The following is a 20656-nucleotide window of genomic DNA, read 5'->3' as shown; positions in this document are numbered from 1 at the left end:
CTGGTATTAACCATCTGAGCGATCGTTAATCGGCGATCGCCCCTATACAAAATGATATCATTAGGACTTGCGTCATTTGAGACTGCCGATCTTAGCAATTCTCCACCCATCTCAACAACATCTACAATGCAATTCCTCGAACTCGTCCTCAAAAACTTCGGTCCCTATGCAGGAACTCAAACCATAAATCTCCGCCCAGAAAAAGACGGCAATCCATGCCCCATAGTCCTATTTGGGGGCATGAATGGCGGTGGCAAAACTACCCTCTTAGACGCCATTCGCCTCGCCCTCTACGGTGGCAGAGCTCAATGTTCCACCAGAGGCAATTTAAGCTACAGCGACTTCCTCAATCAATCAGTCAATCGCCACACTCCACCCTTAGACGATACCAGGGTTGAATTAATATTTGAACAAGTTCAAGATGATAAATTAAGCACATTTAAAATAGTTAGATACTGGAAAAAAAACGATATCAAAGACACCCTAAGTATTCTCATGTATAGCGATTTCGTTACCGATTGGTGGGCAGACAAAGCCCTGAGCAACACCTGGGATGAATACATCGAAACCATGCTACCAGTCGGCATATCTAACCTGTTTCTTTTTGATGGCGAACAAGTAAAAGAACTCGCGGAACTCGAAACTCCACCAGAATTTGTAGTGGGTGCAATTAAATCTCTTTTAGGTTTAGAATTAGCCGAACGCCTCGCCGTTGATTTAGAAATATTAGCCAGCCGCAAGCGTAAAGAAATGTCCGGCAAAAAAGACTTAGCAGCTTTAGAAAAAATTGAAGAAAAATTCAGTAAAATTACTCATAAAATCGCCGATGTCAAGGAAGATGCAACTAATTTAAAAAACAAGTTAGAGCAAGCTCAAAAAAATCAGCAACAAGCATCAGATAAGTTTATTTCCGAAGGTGGGAAAATCGCAGCCGATCGCAGCCAACTAGACAGACAACTAAACGACTACAGAGCCACTGCTGAAAAATCCCGTGAAGCGATGATTGAATTAGCATCCAATACCCTCCCCTTAGCCCTAATTTCCCCCCTGCTCAGCCAAGCCAAAACCCAAGCAGAAACAGAATCCAGCCAGCAGCGAGCCAAAATTGCCCAAAATATTATCAAAGAAAAAAGCGATCGCCTCCTCAACTACATCGCCGAAATTTCATTGAACCCCGAACAACTAGACAAAATACAAGACTTCATCCGCCAAGAAAATAGAGAACTAGAACAGCTAATCGGCTCCGACACCACCCCCTGGTTAGCAGCCGACAATGACCACATCCAACAACTAGAAAATATCCTCAACTACCAAATCCCCTTCCAGCAAACCACAGCCGTAGAAATTATAGACAAAATCCAAAATATTGAAGCAGAAATCGACTTTACAGACAGACAATTAGCCACCGCCGCTTCTCCCGAAGCCTACAAAGAACTAGAAATAGAGTTAAAAAATAGCCAAGAAGCAGTCGCTAATGCAGCAGCAGACTTGGTATCAGTTAACCGCTACATCGAGGAATTAGAAAAAGAATTAGCCCAAGTCAAAAAAGAATTAGAAAACTACAGCAGCGAATTCATCACCATCAGAAACAGCCAACACATCATCGCCTCCATCGCTAAAGCCCAAGCCACTCTCAAACAATTCAAAGAAAAACTTACCCTCAAAAAACTCAATAAACTCGAAGTAGAAATCACCGATTGTTTCCGCTACCTGCTGCACAAAACTGACTTAGTACACAGAGTAGCCATAGATACCCAAACCTTTAGTCTTTCCATCTACGATACCGAAGGGAAACAAGTACCCAAACACCGACTTTCAGCAGGAGAAAAACAACTGCTAGCGATCGCCTTTTTGTGGGGATTAGCCAGGGTATCTGGGAGACAATTACCAGTCGCCATCGACACTCCCCTAGGCCGCCTCGACTCCTCCCACCGCAACAACCTAGTCGAACGCTATTTCCCCTCCGCCAGCCACCAAGTCATCCTACTATCAACAGATACAGAAATTGGCAAAACAGAATATGATAAGCTGCAAGAATTAGAGGCGATCGCCCACAGCTACATCCTCCAATATGATTCCGCCAAACGCCAAACCACCGTTGAAACTGGTTACTTTTGGCCATAAAAATTCGCCCTAAAAAATAGACGCAACCTCTTGACTTTGCCCTGGGGTTGCGGTACTATATATAAGATAATGGGATGGTTGCGAAAATTTTATTTTTGCCACCATCCCATTATATAGGATACATCCTTATAAAATCACAATACCAGAAAACCTCGTACATTTCAACCCAGCGCCGTGTAAAAAAATGTAAATTTTATCGTAAATTTTTGTGGTGAATTTTGGTTAACAACCTCAGTTTTGAAAAGCCTATCTAGAGGCTGTGCCGGCTCAATATTAACAATCATACAACATATCAAAAAATCATCAACCTATGGAACCACCAGTCGATCGCATCCGCATCTCCCAAACAGGGAAAGACCAACTATCAAAACTGAAACGATCGACCAAAATTGACCAGTGGAACATCTTGTGTCGGTGGGGTTTTTGCCGATCGCTAGCCGAGCCGAGCATTCCATCTCCCGTACCGATTCCTAGCGACAGCAATGTAGAATTAAGTTGGGATGTTTTTGGTGGCGACATGGCTGATATCTTGATAATTGCTCTGAAGCAGCGCTGTCACAATGACAACTTAGGTACAGAAAAAGATACTCTCGCTAAACAGTTTCGCCTCCACTTGCACCGTGGGATCGGTTATTTAGCTGGCGATCCGAATATTAAAAAAATAGAAAATTTAATTACGATCGCCCTATCGCCAGAAAAATTAAGAAATTAACTGATTCTAGACTGTGGAGGGGAGCATCCCGATTTTGTAAAGGGCGAAGCATGACCGCAGATAAGTTATTGGTTAAAAGGAAAGATTCACTACGGTCATGCTTCGCCCCTACCGATATATTTGCAAATTCGGGATGCTCCCCTGTGGAGAGACTTCTGACTTCAACAGCGGGAAAAAATGACCTACAGGACCTTGACCTTCTCCAATATCTAAAGAATATTGGAGAATTCTCATGGTATTTTGACAAAGCTCGGATACCGTAATCGCTCAAAAATTCATTGGAATCTAACATTTTTTGCAAGATAAGTTGCAGTCGCTCTTGATTCACCAACGACAAATACAAGCCTTTTTTCCGATCGCTAACAAGTTCAATATTGCTGTGTTTGGTAAGCGTGTGGCGATTTTCAACAAACCAATACATGCGGTTTTTGAAATCGGAAGCTAAATATTTATCCACTGGAATTCAATAAAAATCTACATGGAGAGCAAGAAATAATGAGAGGACATGACGCATGAACGCCTTCGAGTTCGAGATTACCATCCAGAGCCAATCAGGTGTGAGTAGCTGGCCGATTGTTGTCAGGTGTAAGCAACCAGATGGGCTAACCACCCATTCAAAAGAGACTCTTGAGCTAACTCAGGATGACTTAAACAAACTCACCCAACAGCAAGAGAACGAGAAAGAATATGGCATCCTTTTGGGCCAAGCCCTGTTTCGAGGAGCTGTGCGCGAGACTTTTGTTCGCGCCCTATCCAAGAGTACCCAAGACTGCCGCCTGCGAATTTTACTCTCAATTGAAGCGGCGGACAACGATAAAGTCAAGACCTTACATTGGGAACGACTGTGTGCTCCGATTGATGCCGACGGAGATTGGTATCTTTTAGCCCGTAACCAGCGCGTGCCATTTTCCCTGTACATTCCCACTATTATAGATCGCCGCTTTCCGCCAATTGGGCGGCGTGACTTGCGATCGCTGGTGCTGGCAGCCAGTCCCTCGAATATAGGAAAATATCAACTAGCGCCCTTTGATGTTGAGGCAGCCTTATCAGGAGTCAAAGCAGCTCTCGGTGATATTCCTTACGATATGCTAGCAAATGACGTTACAGGTGCCCTCGGTCCGCCCACGCTACAAGAACTATCTAAGCAACTGACGAATGCCAAGAAACCCTACACCTTACTCCACTTGATCTGCCACGGCAAGCTGATGGCGACAGGTGAGACAGTTTTATACTGGGCGCAAGCTGACAATCAAGTTCTGCCAGTAACTGCGGAAGACCTGATCGGAGAATTGAAGAACATCGGTAATTATCAGAGGAGTTTACCTCACTTTGCCTTCCTCTGCACTTGTGAGAGTGCCGACCCCAGAGCCGAAGGAGCATTAGGCGGATTAGCTCAGCGATTAGTCAGAAATCTGGGGATGCCCGCAGTCATCGCCATGACCCGCAAAGTGAGCGTAGAGACAGGCTTGGCTCTAGGACAGAGCTTTTACCGACGACTCAGAGAGTCCGGAGAAGTAGACACGGCCCTGCAAGAAGCCACAGCCGGACTGTCCAAGCGCCACGATATTACAGTACCAGCCCTATTCAGCCGCTTGGGTGGACGTCCCTTGTTCAGCGATCGCCTCGACGATCGAGAACTGACAGACGAGGAAATCGAGTATGGTCTGGAAAAGCTGCAACAGCTCCTGCAAGAGCGAGCCCCTCATGCCTCCGTACTCAAACAGAGGTTTGAAACCCAGGTAAAGACGCTAAAAAATACCAGGGGAGCCGACTCACGCACCGCCCGCTCAGATCGTCATCAGGCAATAGTTGAACTCAACAACCTCTGCGACCAAGTGCTCGATCTCACTTTTGACGCTCTGGCAGCCTTGGGTAAGGAACCACCAGAATACAAGGCTGAGTGCCCCTTCCCTGGGCTGTCTTCCTTCGGTGATAAAAAATACCACAAGTTCTTCTTTGGGCGTGACGAGCTGATTAAGGACTTACAAAAAGAACTGGCGAAGGACAATTTCTTAGCCGTAATCGGCACTTCGGGTAGTGGCAAGTCATCGGTGGTGTTAGCGGGGCTGATTCCTAAGCTCAAAGAGGAGGAGCTAAGCCTCCAGTGGGCTTACATGACGCCAGGAAAAGAGCCTCTGAGACAGCTAGAAAGACAATTAAAAAGATTATCGAAGGTATTAGAGCCACATTCAATATTAGTAGTAGACCAATTTGAGGAACTTTTTACACTCTGTGAGGATAAAGACCATCGGCAAGCATTCATCGAAAAGTTGTTAAATATTGCCGAGCGGCGGAAAGTTGTAATCACGATGCGGGCTGACTTTTTGGGAGAGTGTACCTTCTACCCCGAACTGAGAAAGCGGATTGAAACCCGACAAAAATTGGTTGGGCCGATGGCACCTGCGGAACTGATTACAGCCATGAAGATGCAGGCAGATAGTGCGGGACTGCGCTTTGAATCGGGCTTGAGCCACTCGATTCTCAATGACGTGGAAGGGGAGCCTGGAGCGATGCCGCTGCTGCAATATGCGTTGCAGGAACTGTGGAAGCGACGGCGGGGGCGGTGGTTGTGCGATGAGGAGTACCAGGCGATTGGCAGAGTCGAAAAGGCGATCGCTAAGACTGCCGATGATTTCTACAATCGCTTGTCAGTGGCCGAGCAAGAGCAAGTCCGGAATATTTTCCTGCGCTTAACTCGCTTGGATGCGAGTGCTGTAGCAGGGGAGAAGCGACGGGACACGCGCCGCAGAGTGGAGTTAGAGGATTTAGTGCAAACAGGCGATGAGTTAGCCGCGACAAGGAAGTTGGTGCAGCAGTTGTCGGGTGAAGGGGTGCGGCTGGTAGTTACCAGTCGGAACGAAGCGACGGGAAAGGAAGAGGTGGAAGTGGCTCATGAAGCTTTAATCCGCTACTGGCCGGCGTTGCAAAATTGGTTGAATCAGAATCGCACTGACTTGCAACTGCGGGAAACGATTAATCAGGCGGCAGAGGAGTGGCACAACCACAAGGAGCAGCCAGACAAAGACAGCTATTTAGTACATCAGGGGGGAAGATTAGAAGATGCTGAGGTGCTGTTGAAGCATCCCAAATTTGTGCATCTTAACCAATTTGAGGCTGAGTATGTCAAGGCTTGTGTCCAGTTGCGCGATCGCATTCGCAAGCTTGAGGAACAACGCAGAAAGCGTATACTCATGGCGGCTGTGAGCGCCGCTTTTATCTTGGGTGGATTTGCCATTTTTGCTGGATTTAAGTGGAGAGAATCAGAAATTGCGCAAATTCAGGGTTTTTTAGAATCTGCTGAAGCCAGCTTGGCTTCCAATCAAACATTGGATGCAAGGATAGGCAGTTTACAGGCTGCCAAAGCACTCAAGCACTCATTCTGGCAAAAACTTTGGCCAAAGGCTGGGTTAAGGAATCAAGTGCTAGGCAAGCTGTCCCATACAATTTATGCAGGGCAGGAACTGAACCGTTTAGAAAGCAATCAAAGGCAAATTTATACTACAGCTTTCAGCCCGGATGGTAAGACTATAGCTAGCAGTGGATCTGAAAGCGTATTTAGCTCGGTGTCAACGATCGTCCTGTGGGACACTAAAGGCAAGAAGTTGGCCGATTTCAAAACGAATCAAGGCAAGGTCAAGAGCATGGCATTCAGTCCGGATGGCAAGCTCCTAGTCACTGCTGGAGAAGAAGGCACCGCCAGCCTGTGGAACACAAAAGGCAAGAAGTTGCACGTTCTCCAAGGGCATCAAGGTCAGGTCAATAGCGCCATGTTCAGCCCGGATGGCAAGCTCATAGTCACTGCTGGAAAAGACGGCACCGCCAGCCTGTGGAACACAAAAGGCAAGCAGTTGGCCGTTCTCCAAGGGCATCAAGGCGAGGTCAAGAGCGCCCTGTTCAGCCGGGATGGCAAGGTTCTAGTCACTGCTGGAAAAGACAACACCGCCCGTCTGTGGGACACAAAAGGCAAGCCGTTGGGCATTCTCAAAGAGCATCAAGGTGAGGTTAATAGCGTGGCGTTAAGCCCGAATGGCAAGCTTTTCGTCACTGCGGGAGACGAGGGCTTCATTCATGTGTGGGACACTTCCAGTGAACGATCGACCGACCGCAAACAGCATAAAGGTGAGGTCTATACCGTGGCGTTCAGTCCGGATGGCAAGCTTTTCGTCAGTGGTGGGCAAGACAACAAAGCCCACCTGTGGCAAACCGCCCGCCTGTGGGACACAAAAGGCAAGCTGTTTGTCACTCTCTATGGGCATAAAGGTGATATCAATAACGTGGTGTTCAGCCCGGACGGCAAGCTCCTAGCCACTGCTGGATTAGACGAAACCACCCGTCTGTGGGACACTACAGGCAAGCAGTTGGCTGTTCTCAAAGGACATCAAGGTGAGGACAATAGCACCATGTTCAGCCCGAATGGCAAGCTTTTAGTCACTGCTGGATTAGACGACAGCGTTCGCATATGGGACACCACCAGCAAGCAGTTGACCGTTCTCAAAGGACATCAAGGTAATGTCTATGATGCAAAGTTCAGCCGGGATGGCAAGCTCATACTCACTACTGGAGAAGATGGCACCGCCCGTCTGTGGAACACGTCGGGCAAGCCGTTGGCTGTCCTCAAAGGGCATCAAGGTAATGTCTATGATGCGGAGTTTAGTGATGATGGCAAGCTCATATTCACTGCGGGAGCAGACGGCACCGCCCGTCTGTGGTACACCTCTGGCAAGCCGTTGACTGTCCTCCAAGGGCATCAAGGTAATGTCAAAAACGTGGCGTTCAGCCCGGATGGCAAGCTCATAGTCACGGCGGGAGCAGATGGCACCGCCCGTCTGTGGGACATAAAAGGCAATCCGTTGGCTGTCCTCAAAGGGCATCAAGGTAATGTCTATGATGCGGAGTTTAGTGGGGATGGCAAGCTCCTAGTCACTGCGGGAGCAGACGGCATCACCCGTCTGTGGGACATAAAAGGTAATCCGTTGCACGTTCTCAAAGGGCATCAAGGTAATGTCTATGATGCGAAGTTTAGCCCGGATGGCAAGCTCATAGTTACTGCTGGAGAAGACGGTACCGCCCGTCTGTGGGACATAAAAGGCAATCCGTTGCACGTTCTCAAAGGGCATCTAGGCCTAGTTGGGGGTGCCGAATTTAGTGCCGATGGCAAGCTCCTAGTCACTGCGGGAGCAGATGGCACCGCCCGTCTGTGGGACATAAAAGGCAATCCGTTGCACGTTCTCAAAGGGCATCTAGGAAAGCTCTTGGGTGGGGAGTTTAGCCCGGATGGCAAGCTCATAGTTACTGCTGGAGAAGACGGTACCGCCCGTCTGTGGGACACTTCCGGCAAGCAGTTAGCCGTTCTCCAAGGGTATCAAGGCCCAGTCCATAATGCCAGGTTCAGCCCCGATGGCAAGCAGCTAGTCACTGCTGGAGGAGACGGCACCGCTCGCCTGTGGAAAATCGGAGAAATGGATGAACTCGTAGCAATGAACTGCGATTGGGTGCGTGACTATCTGAAGAACCTCCCTGCCGACGATCTCAGTAAGAGCGATCGCCATCTTTGTGATGATATTGGCACTGCTAGTAGTTCAACAAAAAATTAGGGAGCTTCAGACCGAAACCAGGATACAAGTCCGCTGTGGCAGATCGCTCCCTAACAACCTGAAAGCTGCGCGGCAAAAGTCCCGGCAGCCGTGAGCTGAGGTGCGATCGCTATTAACTCAATCCCTTCAACACATTCAAGAGATTGGTGGCTATTGACGTTGCTGTCTGCATACTTTCGGCGCTGTCAACAGGAGTTTTTTGGGCGGTATTGACAAATTGCTCTAATGATGATATAAGTTGCGTCTGAACTTGCTTCAGAGCAGCTTCATCAACAACTTGCTCTGGAGTTTCCTGAACCAAACCCTGTGCCAGATTAGAAGGCGAATAGACAGTTTCAATCGTAGGGCGATCGGTGCTGGCCTCTTTACTATCACTGACAACCAGCCGGACTGCTGGATCGCCGATAATGCCATAGTTGCGAGCATCATTATTAGCCGTCCACATACCAGCCAAACTCTGATTGTTGGGGATTCCCCCAAACTTGATGTCTTCTAGCTCAACGCTAAGGTCGGAGGAGATTTCAGCATAGCGCTGGTCAAAATATTCTAGCGCTGACCCCACTGGATGACCTTCTAGCAAACGCTTCACGGTACTCTGAAAAACTGCGATCTGCCTTTTTTCTGCACTAGAACCGCGAATGTCTGACCAGGAGAAAGAACAGCCCCACGCGCGATCGATGTGACCAATTACAGCGAGAGCACCTCCTTTGGGATGACTCAAGAGTTTTTGCGGTAAGCGGGCAATAAAGGGATACGGTGCAAGGTCTGGTCGTTCAGAAAGGGATTTTTTGTGACCGTCGAATTCATCTTTTTGGGGGCAACCTGCGCCATAGCAAGCAAAGTGAAAAGCAATTAGCCCTAGCAAGCGGGCTTGTTCGCCAATATCATCCCCAGAAAAGTAAAAATCTTCCGGGATCGGCTTTCGTCCCCATTCGCGACCCGGCCAGTCTTGGCACAGCAATGCGCCTTGGTGGGGCAACTGACGCGGATCGCCATTGGGAAAGCCCATGCCATGGCTGGCAGTGAAAAGCAAACCAGGCGTTTCGCTACCTCCTAGCAGTTGCCCCAAGCGGGCCTTGGTTGCTTCTTCTTTAAGAATCGTTTTTACATTCCAGTTAGGATGTTCCTCGACAACCCATTCAGATAACGGCTGAATCAGGTCTTGAGTGCTGAGATTAGTCGCAGCGTCTCCTGGGTTGCACACGCCGAAAAAGGCAGCGCTTGGGGATAGGGATAAATTGCTAGTTTCAGCTTCTACTACACTGTGAGCGTACTGCGCGTATTCCTGTAGCGTATCAAAATAAATGCGACCCACTGCGTATTGAACATCGAGCTGGCACTGAAAGCGATAGGGAATTGTTACAGGATCTCCAACAATTAGTAGGTAATAGGGCATTTTGTCTGGATCGGCTGGCCCTGGCCCTACTCCCTGACGCGACAGAAACTGATTTTTTGACTCGCCCGGACGATAACCCTTGACACCACTGTATTCCTGGTAGTATTTTTCTTTCTTCTGGGTGGCTTGCCTTTTGCGGTGATCTAATAGTTCGCTGAGTGCCTCCCGGATTGCCGGATCGACATTATGAGCGAAAATTACTCCCCAACCTGTTTCAGCTAGGTTTTTGGGGTCTACTCCCTCTATAACAGCAAAATCAGGCTCTTCATTTTGTCGCTTTTTTAGCTGGATATCTTCTATATCTTCTGGAGCAAATTCTTCGCCTTGGGCAATTCTAGATACTTGCTCCGCAGTCAGAGGGGGGAGCAAATAATCACCCGTCGAGCCATTAATTCCATTAAAAAATAGCAGGTCTTCTTCGTTCATATTTTTATTTCCTGATTGGTTACGCTAACAATCGCTATTTGATAAATATAAAACAGATAGAAACCCCACAAGCTTTTTGTACAGGGGCTTTCTGAGTTTCTATCCGTTCTGACAGGCAAAAAAATTTGGTCCAACCCTAGGGGTTACGTGGGATAAGCTGCCGACCACACGGCATGAGCAACTTCGGGTTTGGCAATGTCGCAATGGGCACCGCTAGTTGGTCCTCCTAGCTCGACGTTACAAATAAATTTGCTGCTTTCCAGGTTATAGATTTTGCCCGGTTTAAAATCATAAGAGGCATCGCAGGGGAGCATATTCGTGTTTTCCGCTGCGAGATCATCTCCACCTAGACCAAAGCTGCCAATTCCACCATACTTAGGCAATTGACCGGGGGCAAAATCCACACTACTAAAGGCAGTTTTTCCCGCTAGGGGGTACATCCTGCCGACTGCATAGTCGAACTGGGAGTGAGTTGTAACGATCGGACCTGCGACTTTACTTTGAGCGATGATTGTATTAAAGTAACCAGGCCGATCGCGTTCGTATGAAATCTTTGAACAGTAAGACCAGAGCGATACAGCGCCTTGTACCAACGCCAGAGAATCCACTGGGCGGACTAAGATGCCCTTTCCTTTTGGACCCGACAGGATGGAAGAGACAACAATGCATCCGAAACTGTGACCCATCAGGTGGAATCGCACCGTTTCAGCAGCCTTCTCTTGCAATGTTTTTAACAAGTTGAACCCACTGTTCTCACCAATTTGGCGAGCGCGTTCTTTCATTTTCCAATAAGACAGTACCCGTAGGGGGTCCAAAACCTTATCCCAGACTGAGCTGCTGTCGGTACTGAAACTTACTGGTTCATCTTTACTCGCTTCATAGATGGCTTCTGGATCGAAACCTTCCCAATCGGAACCCGGTGCCCCACCTTCACCTTCGGTACCCAAGTCAGCCTCTTGGTTTAACACTTGGTAGGCGCTTAGTACCTCTGGTGGCAAGCTATCAAGTGTATTGTCTTCGCTCGCCGAGTTGAGAATTGTGTGCAGGGCTTGTCGGGCTGCTTCTGTGTTCGCGATGCGCGAGGCATATTCATCAACTAACTGCTCGCGTGGATCTTCGTCGTTAATGTCAAAGGACACCGAACTTGTCAAATCTTCATTGCCCCAAGGCTTGCTAGGCCAGTGCACTCCTATCATTAAGGGACGAAATCCCGATCGCACCTGTTTGATTTTTTCAATATCGGCTGTTTGTTTAGCCATAGCACCAATCCAGTCGTTGTATTGGTTACGTGCTGCGGGGATGTCACCCATCCACCCGTGGCTCATCAGGAATACATCTGTTATTGGCTCATTGGCTAGTGCTGAGAAGATTTGTTCGCTTAGTTTCTTCCCATCAGCTTCATCGCGTTCGTTGCCATCTTTATCAAAGGCAATCAGGTAGTAATTCAAGGAAGTATTAGGTACTTTTTCAATTGGCATGGCATTTACTCACTTAAGAAAAAATGGCTGAACGGTTGGGTAAAGGAACCAGGTTTCTGATGGCGGTGTTTTGTTTCTACTTCTGGGCCTATGTTATCAGGCAGCTATCTACTTTGGGTTGCGCTGCCTGAATCAATCAAGTAGACCTCTTGCAAAAGTCAAATTTACCCCCCTTAGTCCCCCCTTATTAAGGGGAGAAACAAGAATAATCTTGCTCCCTCCCCTTAATAAGGGGAGGGTTGGGGTGGGGTGCTTTGGATTTTTGCAAGAGTTCTAGTAGAACTAAATATTTATACTTTGGGGAATTTGAGAAGGTAGCAAGAATTTGTAAGGCATGAGGCGGGAACGGTTTCTCTTGCTAATCTCCATTTCAATATCTCTTAGCTGATTTTGAAACTCGCCCAAATGTAACATGACTTTTGCATCTTTAAAGTGTCCTTTGTTGTATTGACCTAGCTGCGTGTAATATACCGAACCAAGTAAATATGTCACCCCAATTTGGGTTTGGGAGCGGTCTAGAGAAGGTAGCATACTTATAAAGTTCTCTTGTTTCTCAGAACTTGTAGGTGCTGGGGAGTAGATAGCGAAAGGAAAAGCCGGCGCATAGCTCATTAATTCCGATTGAGGAAAATTTACTGCCGCGTGCTGAGCACTTGCAGTAAAAATGACACTAGAGACAGCATCAATTAAATAATTGAGTGTTTTAATTGCACCTGAAGCATCTTCTCCAAAATTCTTTAGGCGACCCCCTTGGTCGGAAACTAATTCCTGTGCCCAATTTTGTAAAGCTTTATCTTCGAGTACCTGTTGGTCGCTAGTGTAGTAAATGCTTAAATAAGCACCAACCCAGGTATGAATAGCATCCCAAATCAGCAGTCCATCATCTCGATAAGGATGATCGGGTAACTGATCGCTGTTGCGGACACCCTGCTTTGTCAATGTTTTGGGAAACATTACATCATTGAAGTTGTGCAAATAGATTTTTGCTCCTTCAACGGTAGTAACTCGATCGTCCTCAATAGTGCTAGCTAGAAGCTGATCTACTTTTCCTCCATTAGCAATTAAGGTTTTATGAGCCCCGTAATTGATTAATATAGTTCCTTCAAAGTGAGGATCTAGCAAAATTCTTAATTTGTGATCTGCTGGCAATTTCCGCTTAGTAGCTAGAACAAAAGGTTCTACAAATAAATGAGTGCGACCTAAATGACTAACTAATTCGTGGTAGTTGCTATCCGCCATTTGAACAATGGTTTTAGCTACCATCCAGTTGTCACCATCTAGCGGCGTAAATACGGGTGGATTTTCACTGACAGAAGGGTGCTGGCATTGAATAGCTACTGGGATTAGAGAACGAGATGAACTATTAACTGGGGGAACCGCAAATAATGCTAAAGGCGCAGCAGGGTATTTTTTGACGTTGTTTGGAAAACTCCCCTGTGCCATGTCTTTTAACATGGAATAATCGGCTTGATAAAGTCGGCCTTCTTGCAGAGCAGCTTCAAGGGAGTCGGAAAACTCAAACTTTTCGATTATTTGCTGATATTTTTCGTTGGTAATCTGCAAAGGTTTATTTTGTTCTGATAGCTGCTGGAGCATAAGTGGGTTTGGCCCAGCAACTCGCATATAGGCAAAAATTAAATCTTCTTGAAACCTTTGGCTAATCTGGGGTAAGCGGATATCTACAAATAATTTATTGTAATCCTCCATGCTGGGAAAATCTTTAAATTCTGTAGAAAAATCTACATTTGAACTTGGCTCACTTTCTAATTCCAACAATTTTATGTTTTCTTTGATAATTTCCTTAAAAGCTAAATCCAGCGATTCTCCTGACCTATCTTCCAAGTCAGATCCAACACCAACACTAAAGTCTAATTCCTCTGAAGTTTCACTAGATTGGTAGGCTTTAGCAAATTGCTCATCTATATCTCTTAGCTGCTCATCAATTGCAGAACTTTCTGCCGATTCAATAGGATCATCTACGCTGAAAGATACTCCTCCAGGAGAAAGTTCTTGCGTGATTTGTTTAGCAGTCGAGGCTATTTTCCAAGCAATATTTGTCAAATATTCTTTACTATCAACGCTCTTAATTTCTTGTTCAATATCTTTCAATACTTGCAGTTTTTCATCAAAAAATGAACTTTCTTCTGTGCTAGGTCCCACACTAAAAGATGGAATATCGTTTTCAAATTTTCGGGCTTTATTAGCATTTAAAATTGTTATTTTTTGTACGACTAGCATCACCCATTCTTTACTTGGTAGCTCTTCACTTGGTATATTGAGATTAATGACAGGCACAGGCAATCGAGGCGAACTCGTCATAGCGAGGCTTGGAATATAATCATAATTATAATTATATTCCCCAAATGGACGAAGACGGAAAGCAAGTTTGACGAACTTATAAAGTGTTAAGAGAGTATTGATTAGGGTGGTTTTGTCCGAATGAGAATTTTGCGTTTCAGAAGATAAAGGCATATGCCCTCCTGTAGTTGTGAGAGATTTATTTAGCGAGTAAGCTTAAGCTTACCATAAGTAGGTAGGTGCTGTAAAACAAAACTATGTAAACGATCGTAAAGTATCCAAATACCCTAAGCGTGGCTGACAGAGCAATGTTTACATACTGTTACATAGATTTGTTTAATCCCGCTTACCTACTTATCGTTTCAGCCAAGCGCGTAAGCAGCGATCGCATCATCAAAGTGATTTTGCCTAACTAACGCATTACCCAGTATCATCTGGCTTGATTGTCAATGCCTGATGGTAAAGTTGGATGTCGTCGGGGTTGGATGCGATGCGAGAGCGATAGTAGTTCATAACTCTTTCTATTCCCTAAGTGGAACTTGCTCAAAATGTTGGGTGCGATCGCCCTTCAAAGAGCGATATATTTTGCAAACAGGCGATCGCCCGATCGGGATACCATTACCGGATCGACAACCAGCTTTTAAAATTCCTGAAAATACCTAATGTTTTCGCCCATCGAAGCAAACCCGCAAAAATTAGCTAACAACACTAGCCAATCCCCGTCTAAAATTCTCCTAACAATTGTCGAATAGTAGTTACTAATAATTTCATTTTAACTGGTTTAGACAAATATTCATTAGCACCAGCAGCCAAACATCTCTCGCGATCGCCTACCAGTGCTAGGGCTGTGAGCGCCACAATGGGAACTCTGTCTAATTTTGGTTCTTTACGCAAGGTTAGGATAGCTTCAAAACCATCTATAATTGGCATTTGAATATCCATCAGAATTAAATCAAGAGTGGCTGTGGTAGCAATTTCGATCGCCTCCTTACCATTATTGGCAATAATAATTTCATACCCACAAGCACTCAAATAAGAACAAAAAGTTTCAATATTTGCTTCATTATCGTCTGCCAATAAAATGACATTTTTGGCTCGCTCAACATCAGAAATAGTATGTGTTTTTTCCATATCTAGCATTTCCTTAATTAATTTAATCACCACGATTGTATCAGTTAGCCTATTTACTAGGTGACTTTGGTAGATTATTTTGAGTCAGGCTATAAACAGGAGTATGTTAGATTTATCTTCAATCCCGATCGATCGGCAACAATCACCTGATTGCGTCCAGCAGCCTTGGCTCGATACAGCGCAGCATCGGTCGCCTGAATCACCGCAAAACCAGTCCTACCTCGATCGGGGTAGGAAGCTACTCCGAGTGAAGCGGTAATAGATGTTATCTTTTTTCCTTGATAATTGAGTTGTAGTTTTGCGATCGCCTTTCTGATTTCTTCGGCTTTTTGATAAGTTCCTTCCAGAGAAGCTTCTGGTTAAAATCGCAACTAAATTGCTATGATAGAAAGAATTGTAAAGTATTATTTAAAACAGCCATGAAACTCACCAGAATTGACCTAAATTCTTGGATTTTTCACGTAGCAGACAAAACTATCCTCGTCGATCCCTGGCTGGTAGATCCCCTCGTATTTTACGGTCAACCGTGGCTGTTCACCGCCTACCACAACACGCCTGTTGCTTTCACTCCCGACACCTTACCGCCCATCGACTTGTTGCTGATTTCCCAAGGATTAGACGACCACTGCCACAAACCTACCCTCGAACGGCTCGATCGCACCATTCCTGCGATCGCATCTCCCACCGCCGCCAAAGTCCTCAGCAGTTTAGGCTACACTGATATCACATCTTTAGCAAATTGGCAAGAATTTAATTATCAAGAAAAGTTACAAATAACCGCAGTTCCCGGAGCCGAAATCCAGCCCGGACAGGAAGAAAACGGTTATTTGCTCAAAGACTTAACCAGCGGTGAAACACTCTACTACGAACCGCACTTACCAAACCTAGAAAAAGTTAAACAAAAAATAGAGACAGTAGACGTAGCGATCGCCCCTGTCATCGGTCAAATTTTCCCATTCCTCGGACAAGTCATCATCGGACCATCGGGTGCCCTGAGCCTCGCCCAAGCCCTAAAGCCTAGGTTTTTCCTACCTACAACTATGGGAGACATCCGAGCCACGGGCATTTTGCCAATGTTGGTGCGATCGATCGGCAGCATCGCCGAATTTCGCCACTTACTGGCAAATTCAGGACTTACAACCCAACTTCTCGAACCCGAACCAGGTCAAACCCTTGAAATTTAAGATTTAAGATTTAAGGTTCAATCCCAAATCCCAAATTCCAAATCATCTTGGTGGGAGTCGCTTGCGCAAAAAAGCCGGAATATCCAATGCCGAATCCTGTTGCTGTTTCGGGTCAGGCGTCGATTGAGCCGGAGCCACCTGAACAGTAGCAGCACGCCAAGGAGCATTAGCATTTTGCGTCCTACTCACCGGCTGCTGCGCTGGAATTTCCCCTGAAAAACCAGTAGCGATCACAGTAATCTTAATTTCGCCCTGAAGCCGCTCGTCAATCACCGCGCCAAATATAATATTGGCATTGGGATCGACCACCTCGTAAATGGTTTCCGCCGCCGCATTCACCTCGTGCAGGGTCATATCAGTACCGCCAGTAATGTTAAACACCACACCTCTAGCGCCCTCTATAGACGAAGCCTCCAGCAAAGGCGAAGAAATCGCCTGCATCGCCGCTTCCCTAGCCCGCGACTTGCCAGAACCCACGCCAATACCCATCAGCGCCGAACCTGCATCAGCCATGACAGCCCGCACGTCAGCAAAGTCAACGTTTACCAAACCAGGAATAGTAATAATATCAGAAATACCCTGAACCCCTTGGCGCAGGATATCGTCAGCAACTCGAAAAGCCTCTTGCACAGGCATTTGTTCCGAAATCACCGACAACAGCTTATCGTTAGGAATCACGATCAGCGTATCGACTCGGCTTTTCAACTCTGCGATGCCTTCCTCAGCTTGACTGGTACGACGCCGCCCCTCAAAAGTAAAAGGTCGGGTGACTATCCCCACAGTCAAAGCGCCCATTTCCTTAGCAACCTCAGCCACAATCGGTGCCGCGCCCGTACCCGTACCGCCGCCCATACCTGCGGTGATAAACACCAAATCTGCGTGATTTAACGCATTGGCCACTTCGTCGCGAGATTCCTCAGCAGCCTTTTGACCGATGGCAGGATTGCCTCCTGCACCCAAACCGCGAGTCAGCTTTTGTCCTACTTGCAAGCGTTTGGGTGCGTTGGATAGAACTAGAGCTTGGGAATCAGTATTCACGCACCAAAATTCTACGCCCGAAACCTCGCTAGCAATCATGCGGTTAACGGCATTGCCCCCACCCCCGCCGACGCCAATTACTTTGATTTTGGCTGCACTACTGGGCATGATTTCTTTGGGATTGACCATAGGATCGATATCAATACTATCTACATTTACATAACCAGACTTGCGTCTAAATGGATTGGTGGAATCGTAGGCCACCGGAAAATTTTTGACTTCTTCGGAAGGGGGACTGTCTTCGCCAGACCCCTGTTTAGGATTCAGGGTCATCTCTCTTCCTCCTTGGAGACTCCCGCCAATGCTTTACTCAGTTTGGCTTCGACGTGAGCGCTCAGCCGAGCGGTGATGAGAGGAAAAGGAAAGCATGGTAAGGGTGACATAACTATTCCTGTGGTCGGTGAGGGAACCGTTGCGCCTCAAAAGTGGTGAAACTCCTTGGCATACCTGCTGACATTGCAGGATAGAGACTACCGATATTATTCTCAAAAGATCCGCCTCGGTAGGGCGTTTGATTTGGGGATTTCTCCCCGCCGGATTTCTCCGGTATGGTTAGCGCGCGCCTTGGTTGTCAGTAGAGATCCCAGGAGTATGAACTTTACAGCTTTTTAGCTAAGCACTAATTTACAATCAACTATAGGCTAAGTTGCGCAAAAAACTAGCGCAAGCAAGGCTAAATATTCGCAAGCCTGGATTTGGTCTAGGAACTAGCCGAGAGTTAAATCCATCGAAATCTTTCGATTCATTATTTTTGCTTGACTTCTCCCTGGGGCTGTCTCAGTAGGGCGATGGCGAAGCTCAATTCTGCAGGCGAGTTGGTGAGGGACTTGAGTTTTCAGAACTCCGGAGGATGGAGGTTCGGTGGACGACGGGAAAAGCCGGATTTTTCAAGTCAATGTAGGCAATTTTGCTGGCATCTAGCTGTTTTGGCAATTGTCGCATCCGGTCTAAAACTTTCAGTTGCTCGATGGTTCTGGAACTATGGGGGCCTAGGTGTACAGTTCCAATCTCTGTTTTCAGGATCAAGTTATTGGGGTCTTGCCAATCTATTTCAAACACTTTCAACGTCAAAGTGCTCAACCCTTGGTAAAACGGAGGCCATTCGGCGCGATAGAGTTCCCAGTCTCCGATGACTTTTAAACTTGGCAAAGAACGCTGAGACTGTGTTTCCTGACTGTTGTTACCCAGGGAGCTACTTTGGGATTGTTTATCAGTAGTATAGCTGTCAAAGGGCATCCAACCTCCCTTAGCATCCAACCACCCTACTTTTTGCTTGTCGCTGTGACCGGTGGCCACCGCCCTAGGTTGGGCCACCGCCACCGGCAGCCTTTCTGCCACTTCTACCGTCAAACTCGGTGGAAATAGGTTGCGAGTCACCTTGGCTTTGGCGATCGGGCCGGTGGCTTCGAGTTTAGAAGCTAGGGCTTGTGGTTGAATCCCCCACAGAGACTGGGGGTAAGCAAGTGGCATCAAAGACCGGACTGCCTTGTCCGAAAGCCAATGATTCCCCTCCACCTTCACTTGTTCCGATCGAGCAATCAACCAAGTCGGCTGGGCTATCCACCACACTAGACCCCCAGCCATCCCACAGGCAGCCAGCATTTGCCACACCACAGTCGCCAATCGAGCGCGACGAAGCCGCTGCAACTGTTGGCGCCTGTGCCCTAACTCTGTTTCTGACACTGATGCAAAACTAGCCATCTACCTCTTGACAATTTGGTAATTATAAAGTATGGGCAACTCAAAACTATTGAATCTTTCTCAAGCTGCCTTGTTGTTCCCTACTATTTAAGCAGATCTCCGCAAAATTACCCAAATTCATCATCAGCTCAGTAAGATTACTGATCCAGCTTACACCTAAAAATTAGTTAATTATTCAGAATTCCAGCCTAGGGAAGCCGATGAGCAGACAGAGGTTGTTTAGGTATTGAGGGCATTACCCCACAGGGCAAAAGGCTAAAATTCAAACTAAACTAGAGTTTGAAAGTATATACTTTCTCTGTAAAATTTAACTTTTAGTTAGCTTCAATTGCGATCGCACTGGAATTAGACAGATTCTATAAAGCCTGCAACCCTAGCAAGACCCTTGTCGCGGGCGACCCAGGAGATTATCAATACTACATTGATTTTGCTTCGGTACGGGGCGGTAAAATCATTGAATCTTTGCAGCGGACAATTACCCGTATCTCCCCAGACCAGCCTACTTGTCAACTATTTACAGGACATATCGGTTGTGGCAAATCTACTGAATTGTTTCGACTTAAAGCTGAGCTAGAGCAAGAGGGTTTTTACGTCGTTTACTTTGAGTCTTCTCAAGATTTAGATATGGGTGACGTAGACATCAGCGATATTTTGCTGAGCATTGCTCGCCAAGTCAGCGAAACGATGGAGTCAGCTAAAATTAAACTCAGACCAAGTTATTTCACTAATCTGTTTGCAGAAGTCGCAGAATTTTTGCAGACTCCCATTGATTTATCCGCAGAAGCAGAGTTATCTGTAGGGATTGCTAGAGTTACTGCTAAAACTAAAGACTCTCCCAAACTAAGATCGCAGCTTAGACAATACCTCGAACCCCGCACTAATAGCATCTTGCAGTCAATTAACGAAGAACTCCTGGATGTAGCCAACCTCGAACTCAAACGTCAAGGTAAAAAAGGACTCGCAGTGATTGTTGATAACCTCGATCGCCTCGACGGAGGTCTCAAACCCAGCGGACGCACCCAGCCAGAATACCTGTTTTTAGACCGTGGCGAACAGTTGAAAAAACTCAATTGCCACGTAGTCTACACTATTCCTCTGACTTTAATTTTTTCCAATGACTTCGGTAGACTCGCCAGTAGATTTGGAGTTAAACCCAAGGTGATGCCGATGGTACCGGTGCAAATTCGATCGGGCCAAGACCACTCGGAAGGAATGGCCCTACTACGCCAGCTCGTATTGGCTAGAGCCTTCCCCAAGGTTGCTCCTTCCCAACGCCTCGATTTGATTTCCAAGGTATTCGACTCTCCTGAAACCTTAGACAGACTCTGCCGCATTAGTGGCGGTCACGTTCGCAATCTACTGATGCTGTTGTATAGCTGTTTGCAGCACGAAGACCCGCCTTTTACTCGCGAATGTTTGGAAAGTGTCATTCAAGAATATCGCGATGACTTGTTGGGAGCAGTCAACGATACGGAATGGGAATTATTGTTTCAAGTTGTAAACCGACAAACAGTGACTTAGGGTCAGTAGGGCCGAAGCGACTAGATAAGTGCGAAAAATTACGTAGTAATAAA

The 20656-nt window shown here is 46.6% G+C and carries 13 protein-coding genes; 6 read left to right on the top strand and 7 right to left on the bottom strand.

Features of this window, described 5'->3' with window-relative positions:
• The first annotated feature begins 126 nt into the window (after nt 1-126).
• From dndD to P2A85_RS10090, 3 genes are all read left to right on the top strand, one after another.
• Entirely contained in the window at nt 127-2124 is a 1998-nt protein-coding gene (gene dndD / locus P2A85_RS10100) for a DNA sulfur modification protein DndD (protein ID WP_377479296.1), read from the top strand.
• Nucleotides 2125-2434: 310 nt separating this feature from the next.
• Nucleotides 2435-2836 (top strand): DNA sulfur modification protein DndE, encoded by a 402-nt coding sequence (gene dndE, locus P2A85_RS10095; RefSeq protein ID WP_377479294.1) that lies wholly within the window; start codon nt 2435-2437, stop codon nt 2834-2836.
• 512 nt (nt 2837-3348) lie between these two features.
• Entirely contained in the window at nt 3349-8430 is a 5082-nt protein-coding gene (locus P2A85_RS10090; protein WP_377479291.1) for a CHAT domain-containing protein, read from the top strand.
• A gap of 112 nt (nt 8431-8542) precedes the next feature.
• Here the strand turns inward: P2A85_RS10090 and P2A85_RS10085 are convergent, their stop codons facing one another.
• From P2A85_RS10085 to P2A85_RS10075, 3 genes are all read right to left on the bottom strand, one after another.
• Nucleotides 8543-10252 (bottom strand): hypothetical protein, encoded by a 1710-nt coding sequence (locus P2A85_RS10085; RefSeq protein WP_377479289.1) that lies wholly within the window; start codon nt 10250-10252, stop codon nt 8543-8545.
• A 143-nt stretch (nt 10253-10395) separates the two neighbouring features.
• A complete protein-coding gene (locus P2A85_RS10080) occupies nt 10396-11730 on the bottom strand; it encodes a hypothetical protein (RefSeq protein WP_377479286.1) in 1335 nt (444 codons plus the stop codon).
• Nucleotides 11731-12012: 282 nt separating this feature from the next.
• Entirely contained in the window at nt 12013-14049 is a 2037-nt protein-coding gene (locus P2A85_RS10075) for a lipoxygenase family protein (RefSeq protein ID WP_377479282.1), read from the bottom strand.
• Nucleotides 14050-14484: 435 nt separating this feature from the next.
• Between P2A85_RS10075 and P2A85_RS10070 the strand changes: the two genes are divergently transcribed.
• Nucleotides 14485-14691 (top strand): hypothetical protein, encoded by a 207-nt coding sequence (locus tag P2A85_RS10070; protein ID WP_377479279.1) that lies wholly within the window; start codon nt 14485-14487, stop codon nt 14689-14691.
• Nucleotides 14692-14751: 60 nt separating this feature from the next.
• Here the strand turns inward: P2A85_RS10070 and P2A85_RS10065 are convergent, their stop codons facing one another.
• Nucleotides 14752-15159 carry a response regulator gene (locus P2A85_RS10065; RefSeq protein ID WP_377479276.1) on the bottom strand — a complete coding sequence of 136 codons (408 nt, stop codon included), beginning with the start codon at nt 15157-15159 and terminating at the stop codon, nt 14752-14754.
• 89 nt (nt 15160-15248) lie between these two features.
• The gene (locus P2A85_RS10060) at nt 15249-15506 is read right to left on the bottom strand and encodes a diguanylate cyclase (protein ID WP_340522438.1); all 258 of its coding nucleotides are present in this window, start codon (nt 15504-15506) and stop codon (nt 15249-15251) included.
• Nucleotides 15507-15578: 72 nt separating this feature from the next.
• On the opposite strand from P2A85_RS10060, the gene P2A85_RS10055 reads away from it, so the two are divergent.
• Nucleotides 15579-16343: an MBL fold metallo-hydrolase gene (locus P2A85_RS10055; protein WP_377479273.1), complete on the top strand. Its 765-nt coding sequence runs from the start codon at nt 15579-15581 to the stop codon at nt 16341-16343.
• A gap of 42 nt (nt 16344-16385) precedes the next feature.
• On the opposite strand, the gene ftsZ is transcribed toward P2A85_RS10055, so the two are convergent.
• Together ftsZ and P2A85_RS10045 are read right to left on the bottom strand one after the other, a co-directional pair.
• Entirely contained in the window at nt 16386-17654 is a 1269-nt protein-coding gene (ftsZ, locus tag P2A85_RS10050; RefSeq protein WP_341736659.1) for a cell division protein FtsZ, read from the bottom strand.
• A gap of 525 nt (nt 17655-18179) precedes the next feature.
• Nucleotides 18180-19082: a cell division protein FtsQ/DivIB gene (locus P2A85_RS10045; protein WP_377479270.1), complete on the bottom strand. Its 903-nt coding sequence runs from the start codon at nt 19080-19082 to the stop codon at nt 18180-18182.
• A 333-nt stretch (nt 19083-19415) separates the two neighbouring features.
• Here P2A85_RS10045 and P2A85_RS10040 point away from each other — a divergent pair, with 333 nt between their 5' ends.
• A complete protein-coding gene (locus P2A85_RS10040; protein WP_377481407.1) occupies nt 19416-20603 on the top strand; it encodes an ATP-binding protein in 1188 nt (395 codons plus the stop codon).
• Nucleotides 20604-20656 lie beyond the last annotated feature (53 nt).

Source organism: Microcoleus anatoxicus (assembly GCF_042465725.1).
GTDB lineage: Bacteria > Cyanobacteriota > Cyanobacteriia > Cyanobacteriales > Microcoleaceae > Microcoleus > Microcoleus anatoxicus.
The sequence above is the reverse complement of the archived record's forward strand: the minus strand, read 5'-3'. Positions and strand labels throughout refer to the sequence as shown.

Bases quoted from the DNA above. Each gene is read 5' to 3' on its own strand.
- P2A85_RS10055 (WP_377479273.1), top strand. From the start codon at position 15,579: ATGAAACTCACCAGAATTGACCTAAATTCTTGGATTTTTCACGTAGCA.
- dndD (WP_377479296.1), top strand. From the start codon at position 127: ATGCAATTCCTCGAACTCGTCCTCAAAAACTTCGGTCCCTATGCAGGA.
- P2A85_RS10080 (WP_377479286.1), bottom strand. From the start codon at position 11,730: ATGCCAATTGAAAAAGTACCTAATACTTCCTTGAATTACTACCTGATT.
- P2A85_RS10090 (WP_377479291.1), top strand. From the start codon at position 3,349: ATGAACGCCTTCGAGTTCGAGATTACCATCCAGAGCCAATCAGGTGTG.
- dndE (WP_377479294.1), top strand. From the start codon at position 2,435: ATGGAACCACCAGTCGATCGCATCCGCATCTCCCAAACAGGGAAAGAC.
- P2A85_RS10070 (WP_377479279.1), top strand. From the start codon at position 14,485: ATGGTAAAGTTGGATGTCGTCGGGGTTGGATGCGATGCGAGAGCGATA.
- ftsZ (WP_341736659.1), bottom strand. From the start codon at position 17,654: ATGACCCTGAATCCTAAACAGGGGTCTGGCGAAGACAGTCCCCCTTCC.
- P2A85_RS10065 (WP_377479276.1), bottom strand. From the start codon at position 15,159: ATGGAAAAAACACATACTATTTCTGATGTTGAGCGAGCCAAAAATGTC.
- P2A85_RS10085 (WP_377479289.1), bottom strand. From the start codon at position 10,252: ATGAACGAAGAAGACCTGCTATTTTTTAATGGAATTAATGGCTCGACG.
- P2A85_RS10045 (WP_377479270.1), bottom strand. From the start codon at position 19,082: ATGGCTAGTTTTGCATCAGTGTCAGAAACAGAGTTAGGGCACAGGCGC.
- P2A85_RS10075 (WP_377479282.1), bottom strand. From the start codon at position 14,049: ATGACGAGTTCGCCTCGATTGCCTGTGCCTGTCATTAATCTCAATATA.